The sequence below is a fragment of the Oikeobacillus pervagus genome, assembly GCF_030813365.1.
Lineage (GTDB): Bacteria > Bacillota > Bacilli > Bacillales > DSM-23947 > Oikeobacillus > Oikeobacillus pervagus.
The window spans coordinates 25,722-45,826 of the sequence record NZ_JAUSUC010000008.1; the positions used below are offsets into that span (position 1 = coordinate 25,722).

The window sequence follows — 20,105 nt, forward strand, 5'->3', positions numbered from 1 at the left end:
GCGACAGAGGTGAACTACACGCCATGAAAAAAAGGCAAAATGTTATAATAAAAGGGACGAAAGACGGATTAACCTTGCATTTAAATGATAAATGTTCCTATGATGAGCTATTAGAGGAGTTAGAGCAAAAAATGGACGGGCAACAGGAGGAAAATGAAACACCTTTAATAACAGTAAAAATTCAAGCAGGAAATCGCTATTTGACTGCTAAGCAGAAGGAAGAAATGAAAGAAATTATTCGAAAAAAGAAGCATTTTGTTGTAAAAGAAGTTTCTACGAATGTTGTGACGATCGAAGAGGCAACACGCTGGAAAGAAGAATCCGATATGACAAAGGTTGCAGGGATGATCCGATCAGGTCAAGTTCTTGAAGTTCCTGGGGATATATTAATTATCGGGGATGTAAACCCAGGAGGAACGGTTAAGGCTGGGGGCAATATTTTTATTCTTGGTTCATTGAAAGGAATCGTACACGCTGGAGTTCAGGGAAATGAGAAAGCAGTTGTTGTAGCATCACGAATGACCCCTTCACAGCTGCGTATTAGTGAGTATTCTACAATTGCTCCGCATCATAATGAAGAGAAGGAATCACATGAGATGGAATGTGCATACATAGATGAAAAAAAGCAAATTATTGTAGACCGTTTACAAACTTTAAGACAAATTAGACCTAATATTACGAGTTTTAAAGGGGGAAGCTACAGTGGGTGAAGCGATTGTTATTACATCAGGTAAAGGTGGAGTAGGAAAAACAACGACCTCTGCTAATTTAGGTACAGCACTTGCTCTCCAAGAAAAGAAAGTGTGTTTAGTAGATACGGATATTGGACTTCGAAATTTAGATGTGATTATGGGATTAGAAAATCGCATTATTTGTAATTTAGTAGATGTTGTGGAAGAACGCTGTAAGCTCCATCAAGCATTGGTTAAGGATAAGCGATTTGAGGATCGATTATATTTACTTCCTGCGGCACAAACGAGTGATAAAAATGTGGTCTCACCAGAACAAATGAAGAAATTAATAGATGAATTGAAACAGGAATTCGATTACATATTGATCGATTGTCCAGCAGGAATTGAGCAGGGATTTAAGAATGCTGTTGCAGGTGCTGACCAAGCTGTTGTTGTCACAACTCCGGAAAAAGCTGCAGTACGCGATGCAGACCGAATCATTGGATTGTTAGAGAAGGATGGCAGAATCGCTAGACCTAAATTAGTCATTAACCGTATTCGACCTAAGATGATGGAGAATGGGGAAATGCTAGATGTAGATGAAATCACTACCCATTTATCGATTGATTTACTTGGTATAGTAATAGATGATGAGAATGTAATAAAATCCTCTAATGAAGGGGAGCCCATTGCACATGATCCGAATAATAAAGCATCAATTGCTTACCGAAATATTGCTCGAAGAATTTTAGGAGAGTCTATTCCTCTTCAACCATTAACAGAAGAAAAAGAAGGGGTATTTGCACGGATCAAGAAATTTTTTGGAGCAAGATCTAAATAATTGAACTGCCACAATTGTAGGCAGTTTTTTCTATTCCACTTTACGGGAAATCCCCCCTACTGAATGAAGTTTTACTTTATTTGTACTTCCCATCTTATAGGCTTGTCATATATTGTGAAGACAAGTCATAAGATGTTCCCAAAAGGATAAAAAGGGAATGGTGAGGTATGAGAAATCGCGCAGATGAAATTCGTAGACGGATAGCCAAGCGGAACAAGTTAAAACAAAGGAAACAGGAGCGACCATTTAGCCAGTACGATGCCCTTTGGGTAGAAGAAGAGAATCCATATGAAGACCGTACATTTTCATATGAAGAAGGATCAGATGAACACCACCCATTATTCAAAAAAGAATGGATCATGATGAAAATATTAGGGGCAGCCTTACTCGTATTATCTACAGCTATCATTATGCAAAACCCATCACCTATTTTTGATGATGGAAAAAAGCTTGTAGAGCATTCGATGAAAAAGGAATTTCAATTTGCCGCGATTGGGGATTGGTATGAACAACAATTTGGAAAGCCATTAGCCTTTTTGCCGACGAAAAATGAAGGAAAACATGTTGCCGATCAAGAAAATCAGGCATACGCATTACCGGCATCTGGACGAATTGTGGAGAAATTTGAGGCAGATGGGAAAGGGGTCATGATTGAAATCGGGAAGGACGAAAAGGTAGAGGCGATGAACTCAGGACTTGTGATTTTCGCTGGCAAAAAGAAAGACCTTGGAAATACGGTTATTATTCAGCACCCGGATAAAACAGAAACATGGTATGGGCATTTACAATCGATAGCGGTTCATCAATATGATCGTGTAGAAGCGGGGAAAACAGTTGGATCAGTGAAGGAACGCGAGGAAGGGCAAACTGGTGAATTTTATTTTGCAATGAAAAAGGGGGATGATTTCATCGATCCCATACAGGTGATTACATTTGAGTAAATTCCTGCTTCTATTATCCAAAGTGCATATTCACCCCCTTCTTTGGATTGTAATGGCAATCGCCATCTTTACTGGTTATTTCACAGAATTATGGATGGTGCTTTTCATTGTGGTCATTCACGAATTAGGCCATTCTTTTGCTGCTCAGTATTTCTCTTGGAGGGTTCGAAAAATTTCTTTTCTGCCATTTGGCGGTGTTGCAGAGATGGATGAACACGGGAATCGCCCATTGAAGGAAGAATTTATCGTCATTTTAGCTGGTCCACTTCAGCATGTCTGGATGGCGATCGCTGCCCTTCTTCTTGAACGATTTGGATTTTTTCCGGGAATTCAATATGATGTTTTTTTGCAATATAATTGGATGATATTATTGTTTAATCTTCTTCCCATCTGGCCATTAGATGGGGGGAAACTATTGATGCTTGTTCTCTGTAGAAATCATACATTTTTACATGCGTTGAAATGGTCGATTTTATCTTCATTGATTCTGTTATCTTCGATTAGTTTGCTGACGATTCTTATTTCGCCAACTCATCTTCATCTATGGTTTGTCATGCTCTATTTATATGTGTCTCTATGGAAAGAATGGAAACAGCGTCATTTTGTGTTTATGAGATTTTTATTGGAACGTTATTACGGAAAAAAATCAGCCGTGGTTCAACTGGTCCCTTTACATGTATCGGTTGACTCTACATTACCTGTCATTTTAGAGCAATTTCAAAGGGGAGTGAAGCATCCGATCATCGTATTTCAAAATGGGGAGGAAAAAGGACAGCTTGATGAAAATGAAGTATTACATGCCTTTTTTACTGAAAAACAAACAACGGCGAAAATTAATGATTTGCTGTACTTATATTAGGATCTTTTTGATAAGGATGTCGATTAAATGTCCCGTACATTTAAGACATCCTCTTTGTGTTTTCGATTGTGCCTTTTGATTCAGAATGATTAAATAGTAGTAATGCGTTTTGTAGAGTTCTAAAAATAACAAAGTATGCGAAATTGTTAAATAGAAAGAGAAGTGGCTTTAAATGAATCAGCTTGTGATTAGTACAAAGGGTCGTGAAAAGCGGCTTGCTGTTTATAAAAACCAAGAATTAGAACAGCTTCACGTATTCCAACCTGGGCAATCATCACTTGTTGGGAATATTTATTATGGAATTGTGACGAAAGTGGAGGCAGGTATGAATGCTTGCTTTGTTCAGATTGGCACAGAAAAAAATGGTTATTTACACCGAGATCAATTTCCAAATCACCAACATCAGCCGATCCAAAAGCTTGTGCATCAAGGACAAAAAATCATTGTACAAGTTAAAAAAGATGGAACGGGTTCCAAAGGTCCAAGATTAACGGCCATTATTGAATGGTCTGGAGAGTTACTCATCTATATGCCTAAAGGAAGATATGTCGCTACCTCCAAAAAAGTCTCAAACCAAGAGAAAAGAGAAAAATGGAAACGATGGGGAGAAAAGAATAAACGTGAGGAAGAAGGCGTTTTGTTGAGAACGGCTGCATTTTCCAAAACGAAAGAAATGATTTTAAATGAGTGGAATGCCTTAAGAAATAAACAAGAACAGCTAGAAAAACAGACACAGCATGTAAAGGCCCCAAAGCTTCTTTATGAAAAGAATGATTTTTTTGAGGAAATCATCTTGCAATTACATCATTTAGAATCAGGGGTGTTGGTAACCGATGATCGCACACTTGTCCAAAAATTATCTGAGGAGGAAAAAGTAGATTTTTCCCTATGGACTATAGACTACCATTATTCTTCCAGCGACCTTTCTTTCGATCATCAATTAGATATTGAAATTGAAAAAGCGCTGAAGACAATTGTATGGCTTCCGAGCGGTGGGTTTATCGTCATCGAACCGACAGAAGCGATGACGGTGATTGATGTGAATACTGGAAAGTTTACGGGGAAAACTCTTCAGGAGGAAACGATTGTTCAAACGAACTTGCAAGCAGCGAAAGAATTGACTCGACAAATGCAATTACGTGACCTGTCTGGAATGATTATCGTAGATTTTATTGATATGAAAAACGAAGAACACCGGAAAAAAGTGAAGCAAGTGGTGGAGCAACAAATAAAGAAGGATGTAAAACATGCCAAAGTACATGAAATGACTTCACTGGGACTCTTACAAATTACTCGAAAGAAAACGAAAAAGTCATTAACTGAAACGATTACATCTCCATGTCCTGCTTGTTTAGGGAAAGGACGCGTAAAAAGTGCGGAAACGATTGCTTTTCAGTTAGAACGGAAAATTTTGGAGTTTGCGCTTGATGACCATGAAGCCATTTTACTTGAAATGACCGAGGATGTTCATGATATTTTTGTGGGGGAACAATCCCGTGATCTTTCTCATTTGGAAACGCTTATAAAGAAAACATTATTTTATCGTACGAGTCAATCTGCTATTCCTTATGGCGAAATTCTTCGTTTTGGTACGAAAAATGAATTAAAGGAGATTGGAAAACGTCTGTGAAAGTAGTTGACAGTCTCAGCCTGAAAATGATAATATTTTAATGTTATTGTTTGTAGCACCCGTGCTACAACCGCTCATGAAGGGTTTACAAGATTTTGCCTTGTGCAAAACACCTGAAAATGGCGAGTCTGAGTTATTAAGGAGGTGCAGAAGGAATGTACGCAATTATTGAAACTGGCGGTAAACAAGTAAAAGTTGAAGAAGGTCAAACAATCTACATCGAAAAGGTAAATGCTGCAGAAGGTGATACTGTAACATTTGACCAAGTATTATTTGTAGGTGGCGACAATGTTCAAGTAGGAAGCCCAATCGTAGAAGGCGCTACTGTAACAGCAAAAGTTGAAAAACAAGGTCGCGCAAAAAAATTGGTTGTATTCAAATACAAACCTAAAAAGAACTATCGACGTAAACAAGGTCATCGTCAACCATATACGAAAGTTGTTATTGAAAAAATCAACGCGTAAGGCGATGAATGTATGATTAAAGTTCTGATACAAAAAGATTCTTCTGGCAAAATTCGTTCATTTACAATGGATGGACATGCCAATTTTTCAAAGCATGGAAAAGACATCGTTTGTGCAGGAGCATCTGCCGTATCATTTGGGACATTGAATGCCATCATGTCCATTACAAAGGTGGAGCCAATCATTGAGCAAGGTGATGATGGTGGTTATATCAAATGTGTATTTCCAAATGATCTTCCTGAAAGTGTAGAGGAACAAGTTCAACTGCTTCTTGAAGGAATGATTGTCTCATTGCAAACGATTGAACGTGATTACGGAAAATATATAAAAATTACCTTTCAATAGGAGGTGGAATGAATGTTAAGATTAGATCTTCAATTCTTCGCTTCTAAAAAGGGTGTTGGTTCAACAAAAAACGGACGTGACTCAATCGCGAAACGCCTTGGTGCTAAACGTGCAGATGGTCAATTCGTTACAGGCGGATCCATTCTTTACCGTCAACGTGGAACTAAGATTTATCCAGGAGAAAATGTTGGCCGCGGTGGAGATGACACTCTTTTTGCTAAAACTGACGGAATCGTTCGTTTTGAACGCATGGGTCGTGACAAAAAGAAAGTTAGCGTATATCCTGTAGCACAAGAAGCTTAATGGATTCAGAGAAAAGCCCTAACCAAATGGATGGTTAGGGCTTTTCAATATTCTTTAAGAATGGTACCGAAAGACTTTTCAGACCATCGGAGACCATAAGCGCGAAAATCACAGGGATACGAAAAATGAGCAAAATCTCTAAATGGCTTCTTGCTTATGGATGTATAAGCTGACAATCGGGGAAATCTATCATAATATGCGTGCTCATTTAGATGATTTTCTGTTATACTACATAATAAGTCATTTACATAATAGTAACGGTTCTTTTTTTCGAGAGGCTGTATTAAAGCCAATATCGATTTAATGTTGATTGGAGCTGAAGGCACGAAGACTCCTGCGGGACGATGGGGCAGGGGAGACCCAAGCAGCGCTAAAGCACTGGGGAGGCTCGCAGTACTGCCTATGGAGACGAGCCTGAAGTGAAAATGAACAGATCCTTTCAAGAAAATTCATCATATAGGAAGATTGGACGACGGGAAAATTAAAATGTAGAGATACGGGAGTGCCAAAATGAAAAATGATTGGACGATCATACAATTGATGCAGCAAACGCGCCATGACTGGATGAATAAAATCCAGCTTATTAAAGGAAATATTGACTTGAACCGGATAGACCGTGTAAAAGATATTATTGATGATATTATTCTAGAAGCACGGCAAGAGTCTAAATTAACGAATTTAAAAATGCCACGCTTTGCACAATTGTTATTAACTTATAATTGGACAAACTCTTTCCTTCGGTTAGAATATGAGATTATTGATGAAGATTTGGAATTGCATGTTGATGATGAGCAATTAACCGATTGGTGTGAAGCTTTCTTATACAAACTAGAAATTAGTTTACAGCCATATGGGGAGAATCACCTTTATATTTCACTTGAAAAATCATTAAACGATCATGTTCGTTTCTTTTTTGATTTTGGTGGAATAATAAAGGATAAGGATGCTATGATTGAATGGCTACAATTAGCAGAGAAAGAACAGATGGTTCATAAAATAAATATTTTACATCTTTCTGAGAGGGAATTTTCCTTTGAATTGCTTTTACATAATGCCAAAAAATAGTTTGGAAATAGATCTACATGACCAAGAGTAAGAATAGACCCAAAATTGTTTTTTAAAACTTTTGTGCATTTCATTATCAGGAGGTTCTATATGTTTGTTGATCAAGTGAAAATTTATATAAAGGGCGGTGACGGCGGAAATGGGATGGTGGCATTCCGTCGTGAGAAATATGTGCCAAAAGGCGGCCCAGCTGGAGGCGATGGTGGAAAAGGTGCCGATGTGATTTTTGAAGTAGACGAAGGACTAAGAACTTTAATGGATTTTCGTTATCAGCGGCACTTCAAGGCCCCTCGCGGTGAACATGGGATGAGTAAAAATCAGCATGGGAAAAATGCTGCGGATATGATTGTAAAAGTCCCACCAGGCACTGTCGTGAGAGATGAAGATACTGGTGAATTAATTGCCGACTTAACGTCTCATGGTCAAATGGCCGTTGTTGCCAAAGGAGGACGAGGTGGACGTGGAAATTCACGATTTGCCACTCCTGCCAATCCGGCCCCAGAGCTATGTGAAAACGGTGAACCAGGACAGGAACGTTATGTCATTTTAGAGTTGAAACTTTTGGCTGATGTTGGGTTAGTTGGTTTTCCAAGTGTTGGAAAATCGACGTTATTATCTGTCGTTTCCTCTGCCAAACCGAAGATTGCAGAATATCATTTTACAACGATTGTTCCAAACTTAGGAATGGTTGAAACAGAGGATGGACGAAGCTTCGTTATGGCCGATCTGCCCGGATTAATTGAGGGGGCCCATGCAGGAGTTGGATTAGGTCATCAATTTTTACGCCATATTGAAAGAACAAGAGTCATCGTTCATGTTATAGATATGTCCGGGATGGAAGGGCGCGACCCTTATGAGGATTATGTGACAATCAATAATGAATTAAAGGAATATAATTTGCGTTTAACAGAAAGACCGCAATTAATCGTGGCTAATAAAATGGACATTCCAGGGGCAGAAGAAAACTTAAAGGATTTTAAAGAAAAGCTGCCTGAAGACGTTAGAATCTTCCCGATTTCCGCTATTACGAAGAAAGGTCTAAGAGAATTGTTGTTTGCCATCGCCGATCAATTGGAAAAAACAGCAGAATTCCCTCTTAGTGAATCGGAGGAAGAACAAGTCACTGAACGAGTCCTCTATAAACATGAAGAGTCTACTCAAGAATTTATCATTACAAGAGAATCAGATGGTACATTCGTTGTAAGTGGTGAGAAGATTGAGCGATTGTTTAAGATGACAGATTTCACCCGTGATGAAACAGTAAAAAGATTTGCACGCCAGTTGCGTTCTATGGGAGTAGATGAGGCACTAAGACAGCGGGGAGCCCGTAACGGAGATACCGTGAAATTATTAGAATATGAATTTGAATTTGTGGACTAAGCAAAGAAACAGAAAAACATATTCTTTGCTGATAAAAGTTTCACTCGTGTGAAATGGAGGAACTGCAAGTGGGGAATAAAGAACTCGATCAAAAGTTTTATCTTGTGAGGGAAGATGTGTTACCCGAAGCAATGAAAAAGACTTTAGAAGCAAAGGAGCTAATCGAACGAGGGAAAGCTCAATCTGTTTTTGAAGCGGTACAAAAAGTTGATTTAAGCAGAAGTGCCTTTTATAAATATCGAGATACTGTTTTTCCTTTTCATACCATCGTGAAAGAAAAAATTATTTCATTGTTTTTTTATTTAGAGGATCGATCTGGTACATTATCAGAATTATTAGCGCTTGTTGCTCAATACCACTGTAATATTTTGACGATTCATCAAACGATTCCGCTTCAGGGACGGGCAAATGTGACTCTTTCCCTAAACGTAACCGATATGAGTATTGATTTAGAGGAATTATTGTCAAGATTAAGACGCTTAGAATTTGTAGATAAAGTCGATGTACTAGGTTCCGGTGCATAACACCGGGCCTCGCTTTTAGACTTGAATTTTCGTAATATTCCAAATGAGGAGAGGAATCAAATTGACTATAGCTTTCTTGGGACCTGCGGCTACCTTCACTGATTTAGCTGTAAGAAAAGCATTTCCAACAGAAGATAGAACACCTTGCTTAACGATTCCTAGATGTATGGATTTAGTAGTAGCTGGGGAAGTAGATTTAGCGGTCGTTCCTTTAGAAAATGCCCTAGAGGGGACCGTGAATTTAACGATTGATTATTTATATCATGAGGCAAATCTAACGATCATTGGGGAAATAATCGCTCCGATTCAGCAGCATTTAATGGTACATCCAGACCATGCCAAGCGTTGGAAAGAGGTAGAAAAGATTTTGTCACACCCTCATGCGATTGCCCAATGTCATAAATTTTTACATAATCAATTTCCACACACACGGTGTGAACAATCAACATCTACGGCAGCGGCAGCCCAATTCATAAGTGAGCATCCCGAATATCGATATGCTGCAATTGGAAATGCTCTATCTGCTGAAAGTTATCAATTGGTCATTGCGAAGGAAAACATCCATGATTATACTTTCAACCATACTCGTTTTATCATTTTATCGAAGGGAGAAAATCGCCAAATCGATTTGCCCTTGAAAAAAACTCAAGATAAAACAACGATTATGGTCACATTACCTACGGATAATCCTGGGGCTCTTCATCAAGTTTTATCTGCCTTTGCATGGAGACATATTAACTTAAGTAAAATTGAATCTAGACCATTGAAAACAGGCTTAGGAAATTATTTCTTTATTATTGATATAGGTCAAAAAATGGATGAGGTCCTTTTGCCTAGTGCCTTCAAAGAAATGGAAGCACTTGGTTGCAAAGTGACAGTGATTGGAAGCTATTCATCTTATCTAATTTAAAAATAGCAATATACAATAAAAAAGCTGATCAGAAAGAACAGCTTTTTTATTGTTAGAATTGATGTTTGATCATTCAAACTCTTCAAATAAATAACCATTTTCATGCAAGGCATGCACAGCCTCGTCTAATGTAACGCGATCTTTTGCACATAAAGTGTGTAGGTGTACGCCATTTGTCAGTTGGGATAAAAAGGACGCTTTTGTTTCGCGTACTTTTTGCATAAATTGATCTACTTCTTTTCGATTGGATACCATGATAGATGCAGTTAAGTCTCCGTAAATTGGATGTTCAACCCGGACATCCTTCACCATTACTCCTTGATCAACGAGTAGATTTAACTCATTTTCTGTTTCTTCAGGCGAGTGTATACAAGCGACTGTCCGTTCAATAATCGTTTCTTGTGGAGAAGAGGATAAATAAAAATACCCCTGACTCGTAGCGATGATCGGTTCATTTCGCGCTTTTAATAATGTGATATCGTTCACAATTACTTGTCGACTAACATTCGTTTTTTTAGAAAATTCACTTCCCGTAATGGGATGGTGACTTTTTTTTAATAGTTTTAGGATAAAGTCTCTTCTTTCTTCCCCTAATACTTTTTTCCCTGGAGCCATATGGATCCCTCCATTTTACTTATCATTATTCTAACATATCCCCAGTGAATTCAAAAGTTAAGACTGCCCAATTTCTTTAATGAGCTGCCCAAGAGTGAGGATCTCTTCCTTCGTTGTCATTTTTCCAAAAGAAATGCGGAAAAATCGTTTGGCCACTTCGATAGGGTATCCCATCGCTTGGATGGCTTTCGTCTCCCCTTCATGTTTAGCTTGGCAAGCACTTCCTGTCGAAATGGCAAATCCGTGTCGATTGCATTCTAACATCACCAATTGGCCTTCCATTTGGTTCAAAGCTACTCCCACAATAGTTGGCAATTGACTTCTGTCGTCTCCTTCAAAAAAACTCGCTTCATTCCCAATAGCAGTTTTCAATAATGTCCGAAGCTCCCACTCCATTTCTAAATGGTTATCGGTCTTTGCCATCTGTTCAGCTGCACTGATGAAAGAGGCAATTCCAGGAACATTCAACGTTCCACCACGGAAACCATCTTCATGAGTAAGAAGTGGAAAAACAGCCTCCCACTTACAAGCTGGGTCGATATAAACCGCTCCCACTCCTTTTGGTCCATATATTTTATGCGAAGAAATCGTTAAGCTGTCAACGTATGGTGTGATTGTCTTTAAATCCAATTTTCCAAAAGATTGTACACAATCAGTATGAAAAAGAATCCCTTTATTTTCGGTCATTTTCGCAATGTCTTGAATGGGCTGAATCGTCCCAATTTCGGAATTCACATGTTGAATTGTGATGAGAATGGTATCTTTGCGAATACTTGATTCTAACTGTTGAAGATCAATTTGGCCATTCTTGAGAAAAGGAATTTTCGTTATTTCAAACCCTTCTTTTTCTAAAAAGGCGAGGGCAGAGTGAACAGACGTATGTTCCGCCATAGAGCTGATAATATGCATTCCCCGTTGTTTTGCCCCTCTTGCCATAGAAATGATGGAAAGTACATTTCCTTCTGTGCCTCCAGAAGTAAAATAAATTCCTTTTGCGTCGACTCCTAATATTTCCCCTAATGTTTCTTTGCATTGTTCTACTACGAAAAGGGCATTTGTTCCACAATCATGTAAACTAGAACTATTTCCAAAAAAGTGCAAAGATGCTTCCTTATAAACACGCAATGCTTCTTCATCGATCGGTGTTGTCGCAGCATAATCGAAATACTTCATTTTGATCACTCCTATAGGTGGAAGTCTGTAATGTTATTCAAATAGTGAAGGAGATCTTCTGACTTTTTCTAGAAGGCATGAGCATAGTTTCCCATTTAGACTATTATAAAAAGCTGATTCATAAAAAAATGCTTGTATTCAGTTTAAATTTATGTAAATATATGTGTCAAGACACCTGTTAACTCAGGAGGGAGAAAAATGTGTAAAACTATAACAAATGTCATCATTATTGGCAGTGGAATTTCTGCGTTACAACTTTCTAAGTATATTAGTGAGCCATTGAATGTGATTATTATCACAAAGTTAGCTACAACGGTTAGTAATTCATATAAAGCACAAGGTGGAATTGCATCTGTTCTTTCTGAAAAAGACCAATTTACCTTTCATATTCAAGATACTTTAACTGCAGGAAGATTTCATCAATCCGAAGAGGCGGTGAATCGTTTAGTTCAGGAAGGCTCAGCGATTGTAAAAGGTTTAGTTCAGGAAGGTTTACCAGTCGATCGAGATTCAGACGGTCATATTGATTTAGGTTTAGAAGGGGCCCATAGTCAGAAGCGAATTGTTCATTGTGGTGGAGACGCAACTGGAAAGCATGTGGTGGACTATTTATTAGAGACCATCCATGATCGTGTGACCATTATGGAACATGAATTTGCTTATGAACTTTTATTAACAGAGGATCGCTCACAAGTCATTGGCGTCAAAACGAAAAACGAACAAGGGGAAATAAAAGAATATTTCGCCCAACATATTGTGCTCGCATCCGGCGGAATGGGAGGATTATATCCATATACTTCGAATCAATCGGTAATATTCGGAGACGGTATTGCAATGGCCTACCGTGCGGGGGCTGAATTGACAGATTTAGAATTTATTCAATTCCATCCAACATTGCTGTACGTCAATGGGGAGACAAAGGGCCTTGTTTCCGAAGCTGTCCGGGGTGAAGGTGGAATTCTAGTCGACGAGGATGGAAAAAGGATCATGGAGAATGTGCATCCATTGAAGGATTTAGCGCCAAGACATGTGACGGCTTTTGAAATTTATAAAACGCGAAATCAAGGAAAAAATGTATTTTTAAATATAACAGACATTGACCATTTTTCAAGTAAATTTCCGACGATCACGAAGCTGTGTGAGGAAAATGGGATTTCCATTGAAAAAGGACTGATCCCTGTAACCCCTGGAAGCCATTTTTTAATGGGGGGGATATTGATTGATGCCTTTGGTAGAACCTCTTTAAAAGGGCTTTACGCTATTGGCGAAACAGCGTGTAGTGGTGTTCACGGGGCCAATCGATTAGCGAGTAATTCTTTATTAGAAGGACTTGTATTTGGAAAAAGAACAGCCGAGTTTATCAATCATGCTCCTATTGAAACATTTCCTGAATCGACTGTTTTCTCTTATCAATCTGCCATTCATCAAGATGAGGTTGAAGATCTATCTAAAACAGAATTACAACAATCGATGATGGAACATCTTTTTGTTGTCCGTGATGAACAGTCAATACAAGAGCAGATTGATTGGCTGCGTTCACATCATGTTGAGTCATTTTTTCAAAGATCATTGGAACAGCTTTCGATAGATAAAATCCAATTAGTATTTATGTATATGAATAGTTATTTAGTTTCGACATCTGCCCTTCTTCGGAAAGAAAGTCGTGGAGCCCATATTCGGGCAGATTTTCCGAAAGAGGAGTTGTTTTGGAAAGATCAACAAATTATTCATACAGTGAATCAAGTAGAAGTTAGGAGTTGTTTTTATGAACATGATCAAGTTAGAACTTATGCTTAAAGACTTTTTTATGGAAGATATTGGTGATGGTGATCTCAGTGGTGAATCCATTTTTTCCAATGATGAACGCGGAAGCTTTTCACTCATTGCAAAAGAATCGGGGATATTCTGCGGAAAGTCCATCATTGAAACTGGCTTTAAACTTATGGATTCGACTTGTGAGACGAAAGTGTTCCTTCGAGATGGCGAGTTCGTCGACAAAAGTCAGGTGATTGCCGAAATTCACGGTACGATGGAGGGGTTATTGAAGGCTGAAAGAGTCGTCTTGAACTTGATCCAAAGAATGTCTGGGATCTCAACGCTAACGAATAAAGCGGTCCAATTAACAGAAGGAACAAAGGCAAAAGTATGTGATACAAGAAAAACGACTCCTGGCATTCGAATGCTTGAGAAATATGCTGTACGTTGTGGTGGAGGCTTTAATCACCGCATGGGACTTTACGACGCCGTCATGCTCAAAGATAATCATATTGCATTTGCGGGAGGGATTACAAATGCGGTCCAAAAAGTACGGCAATCGGTAGGACATACGGTTAAAATTGAAGTGGAAATTGAATCAAAGGAACAGATGCTTGAAGCGATTGAAGCTGGAGCCGACATTATTATGTTTGATAATCGGGAACCAAGTGAAATTCAAAGTTGGATTTCCCACGTTCCGTCTCATATCGTGACAGAAGCATCAGGTGGTATTTCATTCGAAAATTTACGAAGCTATGCTGAATCGGGTGTGGAATGGATTTCACTTGGATATTTAACACATTCCTATAAAGCTTTAGATATTAGTGCAAAAGTACTGAATAATGGAAGTAAGGGGGAGTAATCATGAGTATTTTACAAAAATTACAGCAACCAACCATGACCATTCCGGAAAAATATCGATCATTATCAAAAGAAGAGATGGAACAACGCGTAAGGAAAATTAAAGCAGATTTAGGTACTAAGTTGTTTATCCCTGGACATCATTATCAAAAAGATGAAGTAATTCAATTCGCCGATGCAGTGGGGGATTCCCTACAGCTTGCGCAAATTTCAGCTAAAAATAAAGCGGCGGAATACATTGTTTTCTGCGGTGTGCATTTTATGGCGGAAACGGCAGATATTTTAACAACAGATGAGCAAACCGTTATTTTGCCTGATATGCGTGCTGGCTGTTCGATGGCGGATATGGCAGATATTCATCAAACAGAAAGAGCTTGGGGGAAGCTTCAACAACTGTTCGGTAATACGATCATTCCGCTTACGTATGTCAATTCAACAGCCTCCATTAAAGCGTTCGTGGGCCGTCATGGGGGTGCGACTGTTACCTCTTCAAATGCTCATAAGATGGTGGAGTGGGGATTTACACAAAAGGAGCGAATTTTATTTTTACCTGATCAGCATTTAGGAAGAAATACTGCTTGTGATTTAGGAGTAGGGTTGGACGAAATGGCCGTTTGGGATCCACATAAGGATGAGCTGATTTTTGATGGTTCAATTGAAAAGATCAAAGTTATCTTATGGAAAGGACATTGTTCCGTCCATGAAAATTTCACAGTTGAGAACATTAAAGAAGTGCGCGAACAATATCCAGAGATGAAAATTATTGTTCATCCAGAATGTCGAAGAGAGGTAGTCGAGTTATCGGATGATAATGGATCAACGAAATACATTATAGAAGCAATTCAAAAGGCTGAACCAGGAACTTCTTGGGCCATCGGTACGGAAATGAATTTAGTGAAGAGAATTATTCATGATCATCCAGATAAAAAAATCATTTCATTAAATCAAAACATGTGTCCATGTTTAACAATGAATCGAATTGACCTTCCTCATTTACTTTGGTCACTTGAAAATATTGTAGAGGGGAAAGAAAACAATATCATCAAAGTCGATGCTGAAACATCTAAATATTCCATTTTGGCATTAGAACGTATGCTTGAGCGTGCCTAAATAGGGAAAAGTTTTTTTATCTCAGTCAAAGACTACGAAATTCGTACGCCGATGAACAGGCGCATCTGCATTTGGAGGCGACTAGCTCCAGCGCCTATCGGCAAGCGAATTTCTGCGTCTTTTCCCTACGATAAGTCAACATCGGCTCGTGAAGAACCTCGCCGTGTTTCCTTTATCTCAGTTAAAGACTACAAAATCCGTACGCCGATGAACAGGTGCATCTGCATTTGATGCCGTCTAGCTCCAGCGCCTATCGGCAAGCGAATTTCTGCGTCTTTTTCCTCCGATAAGTCAACATCGGCTCGTGAAGAATCTCGCCGTGTTTCCTTTATCTCAGTCAAAGACTACAAAATCCGTACGCCGATGAACAGGCGCATCTGCATTTGATGCCGTCTAGCTCCAGCGCCTATCGGCAAGCGGATTTCTGCGTCTTTTCCCTACGATAAGTCAACATCGGCTCGTGGGAGTGCCTCGCCGTGTTTCCTTTATCTCAGTCAAAGACTACAAAATCCGTACGCCGATAAACAAGGCGCTTTCGCATTTGGTGTAGGCATATTTTTTGAGTAAATATCATAAGTTTTGGTGTAGAATGTTAGCATTTTGGTCGATTTAACATACAATATATGGACTTATGCCTGAGGAGGGGTAAAAATTGAAGATCCATATCGTACAAAAAGGAGATACACTTTGGAAAATCGCAAAAAAATATGGCGTTAATTTTGAAGAGTTGAAAAAGATGAATGCTCAACTCTCCAATCCGGATCTTATCATGCCCGGTATGAAAATAAAAGTTCCAACAACCGGGGGAACGGTCAAAAAAGAGATAGGGAAAACTCAGCCAACACCGAAAAAAGAGCAGCCAAAGTATATACCGAAAAAAGAAATGCCAAAAAAGGAAATGAAGAAAGAAAAGCCAAAACAGCCTCCAAAGCAACAAATGCCGAAAAAAGAAATGCCTAAGAAAGAAATGCCTAAGAAAGAAATGCCAAAGCCACCAATCCAACCACCAATCCAACCACCAATCCAACCACCAATCCAACCACCAATCCAACCACAACCGCCAGTGCAGCCACCCGTTATGCCACAGCCCATCATACCAGATATCGATATTATCCAAAATTTCGAGCTAACGATGGACCAAATCCAGCAATTTCAACAAATCCAACCAACACCACCAGCTCAACCAACTAAACCTATCCATCCAGTTCAACCACCAGCTCCACCTGTCATGCCACATATACCAGTAAAGCCAATGCCTGAAATGGAGGAACCATGTGAATCAATTCCAGAGTTTGAATCACCAATGATGGAAGCTCCATCATTTGCATTACCACAAGGAGGGGACTGTTTACCTATGAATCATTTTATGCATTGTAATCCATGTGTACCTTGTTTGCCGTGTGGACCTGTACACCATCATCATCATCCATGGATGGCGCAAATGCCGATGCCGATGTACCACACAATGCCAATGCAACAACCAATGCAACAACCAATGCAACAACCAATGCAACAACCAATGTACCAACCAATGCCAATGCAGCAACAACCGATGATGGGGCCAACCATGTTACCAGGGGTCCCACAATATGATGATATGGGCCAATTGGATGAATCTCCTTCCTTCTTTATGCCAAATCAATCTAATGTAATGGGGGCTTATCAACAACAGCCACAAGCATATCCAATGGTAAATCCTGCTGCACAACAACAAGCCGCCTCACCGATGACATATCCTGGATACAGTCAAGGGGCTCCGTTTGCACAACCGTCTACCAATTGTGTTCCCGTATCTCCTATTATGCCAGGTTCGGGATACTTTAGAGAAGAGGATCCCTATCCAGGAATCAATGCAAATGATGAATACGGAGCATCGGCTGAATCCTTTAGAGACGAAGAAAGAGATTTAAATGATTGTGGTTGTGGAGAATCCCCTACTTATGAAACGGGAGCTCAACACCCTTATCAAGGGATGGGAACTGTAGGAGGAATGCATCCGAGTATGGTTCAACAACCAATGCAGCAAATGCCTTACTTTCCAGCTCAACCAGCACCATATTATCCATCATATGATGCACGAATGAATCCATTTGCCATGGGAGGAACCCCTTATTATCCGCCAGTCTATGGCCACCCTTATAGCAACACGGATATAGAAGAAGATGAAAGTGCCGATTTTTAAACCACATTTTTTAGGAGACGACATGATCCATCGTCTCCTTTTACTTGCACAAAAAGAGTTAGACGAACCCGTACTTGGGATCAGCAAGGTGAAAAATGGGAAATGGATTTTGACGCTTCCTTCGGGGAAATGGTTTTTAAAACAATTTATTCATAGAAAAAAATTACTAAATCAATTAAAAATTGTCTCTCTTTTAAAAGAACATGGATTTCATGAAACGATTGCATTCCACCCGTTACATGAGGAAAAATATATTGAATTAGATGGAAAAGTTTTTGGAATAATGGAATATATTCAACCATCAAGTACACCCTTTTCGTATCGCTCATGGAATGAAAGACAGTTAGCACTCCAAGTTTTAAATCGGTTTCATCTTAAGACCTCCATTTTTTTTAAACAATTGGAAAAAACGTTACCAAAATTCGACCAAATTAAAAAGTGGGATCAGCGATTACAACAATTTTTAAAAAACCTTCAATATATTGAACCACTAGTCCCATTTGATTACTTTTTTCCATTTATCAACTGCAGTAAGAAGGCTTTGGAAGAAATAAAAAAGGAACATTCATGGAATCGGCATCTTTGTATTATTCACGGTGATGTCGCCAATCATAATTTCATACTGGATCAAAATGGGAAGCTATTGATCTTTGATTTTGATTTAATAGCGATTGCGGATAAAAAATATGATGATCTACAATTTGCCAATCGGATTTTACCCTATATTGATTGGAAATTAGAAAAGCTCTGGGAACATGATCATTTTCATCCATATCGGCAGGATCGATCCTTTTATCTTCATTTACTTTTTCAGACCGATCTTTTTAGGGAATGGAACCGTTATATTCAGAGCAATACAATCGAACAAAAACAAATATGGGACGTACTCTCGTATTTAACCATCGACCAATTTAATAAAAGAAAAAAGTTTATAAATAGCATCGAAACATTTTTAACCTAATGAAGATTGTTTTTCTATCCAATGAAAGGGATTTCCTCCATTCATTCGTTGTATGTAAATATTTAGCTTACGTAAACTAAGATTGGGCAAATTGCTCAAGAAGTGAATGTTTGGAGGGAACCTTATTGAAAAAAAGATATGGATATATGCTTTTATCTCCTCTTTTGGCTATTAGTTTAACGGCTTGTGCCACTGGGGAACAGGGGGCAGATGGTGACCAAAGAACGATGTATGAACAAGTAAGATATGAAAATGATCGATTAATGGATCGGGATACAACGAATGAGAATTTACAAGTAAGGGATGAAGATGGAAACCCGCCGAATCCCACGGTCCCATTAGCAGAAGATGACCGGATTTTACTGAAGGACAATGAATTTGAGTTTGAAGATGCTGACCGAAATTACCATGGGCAGATCGAACAAGAAAGAGACCGTATAAATCGTACATCCTACCAATCTAATCGTGACCAATCATCTGCAGAACGAGTGAAAGATGTGACAGAAGCTATAAATAATGTAAAAAAGGTTCATTCTGTACAATATGGAAAAAAAGTGATTATTAAGTTTTTTGTTGAAGATGAAAGAAAAATAAACGAGACGAAGAGAAAGATTGTACAAGAGGTAAAACCATATGTCAAAAATAGACCCGTTCAGCTTCAGGTCGTAAAATAAAAAGAGGGCACCATCTGAATTTTTGGATGGTGCTTTATCTAACTTTAACGAGCAGTAAAACCTCTACCTCAAAATGATTGGGAAATAAAGAAGATAGGTGGAGGATGACTGTTCGATAAGTTCAACTAATATTCAGTGAGGGATGAAGTTTCACTTTATCATATGTAAAAAATGGGTTATTTTTTCCTAACTTTGACCAAACTATCATTAGGATTTATTTTATTTAGAGGTGGTCAAAGAGATGACTATGAAGATGCGCTTGTTTTTTATGGCAATGTTAGTTGTAGGTGCACTTTTTTTTCTTTTTCATCAAGATTCTGATCGCAAGCAAAAGGTGGATGAACAAGCAATTCAAACTGCTACCCAAAAGTATGAAAAACGATCAGCTCAAGCAGAGGTGATTACCGTAAAATTGCAAAGGGAATATATTGATGGGGAAGTGAGTGAAGAAGTAAAGAAACAGACAATTCATTCTCTTGAGGAATTTTGGACTCAATATGAACAATGGGATGTTGTAGATATTGGAAAAGATTATGTGATCTTCCGTCAAAAAATGGATGATATATCGCCACTCTTAAAATCAAATGGTTATTTTGGGGTGACAGAAGACGGAGTTTTATCGATTTTTAATGGGACGCCTGATCAATCAAAGATCATTCATACATTCTTTCAAATAGATGTTAGAAAATTAGAAAGTAAAATTCACCATGAATTAAAAAAAGGGATCCCAATCGAATCTAAGAAAAACTATGATCAAGTGTTAGAGTCGTTTAAACCATATTCCATTACAAAACAATAGAGAAACAGGGACATTTCTTGAGTTAGGAACTAAGTGTTTTAG

General features: G+C 38.7%; 20 protein-coding genes, 1 pseudogene and 1 other annotated feature. Of the genes and pseudogenes, 19 read left to right on the forward strand and 2 right to left on the reverse strand.

The window, feature by feature from the left end:
* Positions 1–23: 23 nt before the first annotated feature.
* The 12 genes from minC (at position 24) to pheA (ending at position 9,933) form a co-directional block, all read left to right on the forward strand.
* Positions 24–710, forward strand: coding sequence for a septum site-determining protein MinC (minC, locus tag J2S13_RS04645; protein WP_307256542.1), 687 nt, complete (start codon positions 24–26; stop codon positions 708–710).
* Positions 703–1,512 (forward strand): septum site-determining protein MinD, encoded by an 810-nt coding sequence (gene minD / locus J2S13_RS04650; RefSeq protein WP_307256543.1) that lies wholly within the window; start codon positions 703–705, stop codon positions 1,510–1,512. Before minC ends, minD begins: the two co-directional genes overlap by 8 nt.
* A gap of 167 nt (positions 1,513–1,679) precedes the next feature.
* A complete protein-coding gene (locus J2S13_RS04655) occupies positions 1,680–2,453 on the forward strand; it encodes a M23 family metallopeptidase (protein ID WP_307256544.1) in 774 nt (257 codons plus the stop codon).
* Complete coding sequence (locus J2S13_RS04660) at positions 2,446–3,312, forward strand: M50 family metallopeptidase (RefSeq protein WP_307256545.1); 867 nt, start codon at positions 2,446–2,448, stop codon at positions 3,310–3,312. Before J2S13_RS04655 ends, J2S13_RS04660 begins: the two co-directional genes overlap by 8 nt.
* Positions 3,313–3,484: 172 nt before the next feature.
* Positions 3,485–4,942, forward strand: a complete 1,458-nt coding sequence (locus J2S13_RS04665) for an Rne/Rng family ribonuclease (protein WP_307256546.1) — start codon at positions 3,485–3,487, stop codon at positions 4,940–4,942.
* A 58-nt stretch (positions 4,943–5,000) separates the two neighbouring features.
* Positions 5,001–5,082, forward strand: a sequence feature (ribosomal protein L21 leader region).
* Between the two features lie 15 nt (positions 5,083–5,097).
* Entirely contained in the window at positions 5,098–5,406 is a 309-nt protein-coding gene (gene rplU, locus J2S13_RS04670) for a 50S ribosomal protein L21 (protein WP_307256547.1), read from the forward strand.
* A gap of 12 nt (positions 5,407–5,418) precedes the next feature.
* Complete coding sequence (locus J2S13_RS04675) at positions 5,419–5,751, forward strand: ribosomal-processing cysteine protease Prp (protein ID WP_307256548.1); 333 nt, start codon at positions 5,419–5,421, stop codon at positions 5,749–5,751.
* A gap of 12 nt (positions 5,752–5,763) precedes the next feature.
* Entirely contained in the window at positions 5,764–6,054 is a 291-nt protein-coding gene (gene rpmA / locus J2S13_RS04680; protein ID WP_307256549.1) for a 50S ribosomal protein L27, read from the forward strand.
* A gap of 510 nt (positions 6,055–6,564) precedes the next feature.
* Complete coding sequence (locus tag J2S13_RS04685) at positions 6,565–7,119, forward strand: Spo0B C-terminal domain-containing protein (RefSeq protein WP_307256550.1); 555 nt, start codon at positions 6,565–6,567, stop codon at positions 7,117–7,119.
* 90 nt (positions 7,120–7,209) lie between these two features.
* Complete coding sequence (gene obgE / locus J2S13_RS04690; protein ID WP_307256551.1) at positions 7,210–8,499, forward strand: GTPase ObgE; 1,290 nt, start codon at positions 7,210–7,212, stop codon at positions 8,497–8,499.
* A 53-nt stretch (positions 8,500–8,552) separates the two neighbouring features.
* The gene (gene thrR, locus J2S13_RS04695; RefSeq protein WP_370873954.1) at positions 8,553–9,023 is read left to right on the forward strand and encodes a transcriptional regulator ThrR; all 471 of its coding nucleotides are present in this window, start codon (positions 8,553–8,555) and stop codon (positions 9,021–9,023) included.
* A gap of 61 nt (positions 9,024–9,084) precedes the next feature.
* Complete coding sequence (gene pheA / locus J2S13_RS04700) at positions 9,085–9,933, forward strand: prephenate dehydratase (RefSeq protein WP_307256553.1); 849 nt, start codon at positions 9,085–9,087, stop codon at positions 9,931–9,933.
* A 69-nt stretch (positions 9,934–10,002) separates the two neighbouring features.
* On the opposite strand, the gene J2S13_RS04705 is transcribed toward pheA, so the two are convergent.
* Together J2S13_RS04705 and J2S13_RS04710 are read right to left on the reverse strand one after the other, a co-directional pair.
* A complete protein-coding gene (locus J2S13_RS04705; RefSeq protein ID WP_307256554.1) occupies positions 10,003–10,548 on the reverse strand; it encodes a transcription repressor NadR in 546 nt (181 codons plus the stop codon).
* Positions 10,549–10,605: 57 nt separating this feature from the next.
* Complete coding sequence (locus J2S13_RS04710; RefSeq protein ID WP_307256555.1) at positions 10,606–11,721, reverse strand: IscS subfamily cysteine desulfurase; 1,116 nt, start codon at positions 11,719–11,721, stop codon at positions 10,606–10,608.
* A 198-nt stretch (positions 11,722–11,919) separates the two neighbouring features.
* Here J2S13_RS04710 and nadB point away from each other — a divergent pair, with 198 nt between their 5' ends.
* From nadB to J2S13_RS04745, 7 genes and pseudogenes are all read left to right on the forward strand, one after another.
* Positions 11,920–13,518 (forward strand): L-aspartate oxidase, encoded by a 1,599-nt coding sequence (gene nadB / locus J2S13_RS04715; protein ID WP_307256556.1) that lies wholly within the window; start codon positions 11,920–11,922, stop codon positions 13,516–13,518.
* On the forward strand, positions 13,487–14,338 hold the full coding sequence (nadC, locus tag J2S13_RS04720) for a carboxylating nicotinate-nucleotide diphosphorylase (protein WP_307256557.1): 852 nt from the start codon (positions 13,487–13,489) through the stop codon (positions 14,336–14,338). The genes nadB and nadC overlap by 32 nt, the downstream gene beginning before the upstream one ends.
* Positions 14,339–14,340: 2 nt before the next feature.
* The gene (nadA, locus tag J2S13_RS04725; protein WP_307256559.1) at positions 14,341–15,447 is read left to right on the forward strand and encodes a quinolinate synthase NadA; all 1,107 of its coding nucleotides are present in this window, start codon (positions 14,341–14,343) and stop codon (positions 15,445–15,447) included.
* Between the two features lie 652 nt (positions 15,448–16,099).
* Positions 16,100–16,247 (forward strand): annotated as a pseudogene (gene safA / locus J2S13_RS16875) (SafA/ExsA family spore coat assembly protein); the annotation flags it as partial.
* A gap of 1,404 nt (positions 16,248–17,651) precedes the next feature.
* On the forward strand, positions 17,652–18,590 hold the full coding sequence (locus tag J2S13_RS04735; protein ID WP_307256561.1) for a phosphotransferase: 939 nt from the start codon (positions 17,652–17,654) through the stop codon (positions 18,588–18,590).
* A gap of 125 nt (positions 18,591–18,715) precedes the next feature.
* The gene (locus tag J2S13_RS04740; protein ID WP_307256562.1) at positions 18,716–19,264 is read left to right on the forward strand and encodes a YhcN/YlaJ family sporulation lipoprotein; all 549 of its coding nucleotides are present in this window, start codon (positions 18,716–18,718) and stop codon (positions 19,262–19,264) included.
* A 241-nt stretch (positions 19,265–19,505) separates the two neighbouring features.
* Positions 19,506–20,063 (forward strand): BofC C-terminal domain-containing protein, encoded by a 558-nt coding sequence (locus tag J2S13_RS04745; RefSeq protein ID WP_307256563.1) that lies wholly within the window; start codon positions 19,506–19,508, stop codon positions 20,061–20,063.
* Positions 20,064–20,105: the final 42 nt, after the last annotated feature.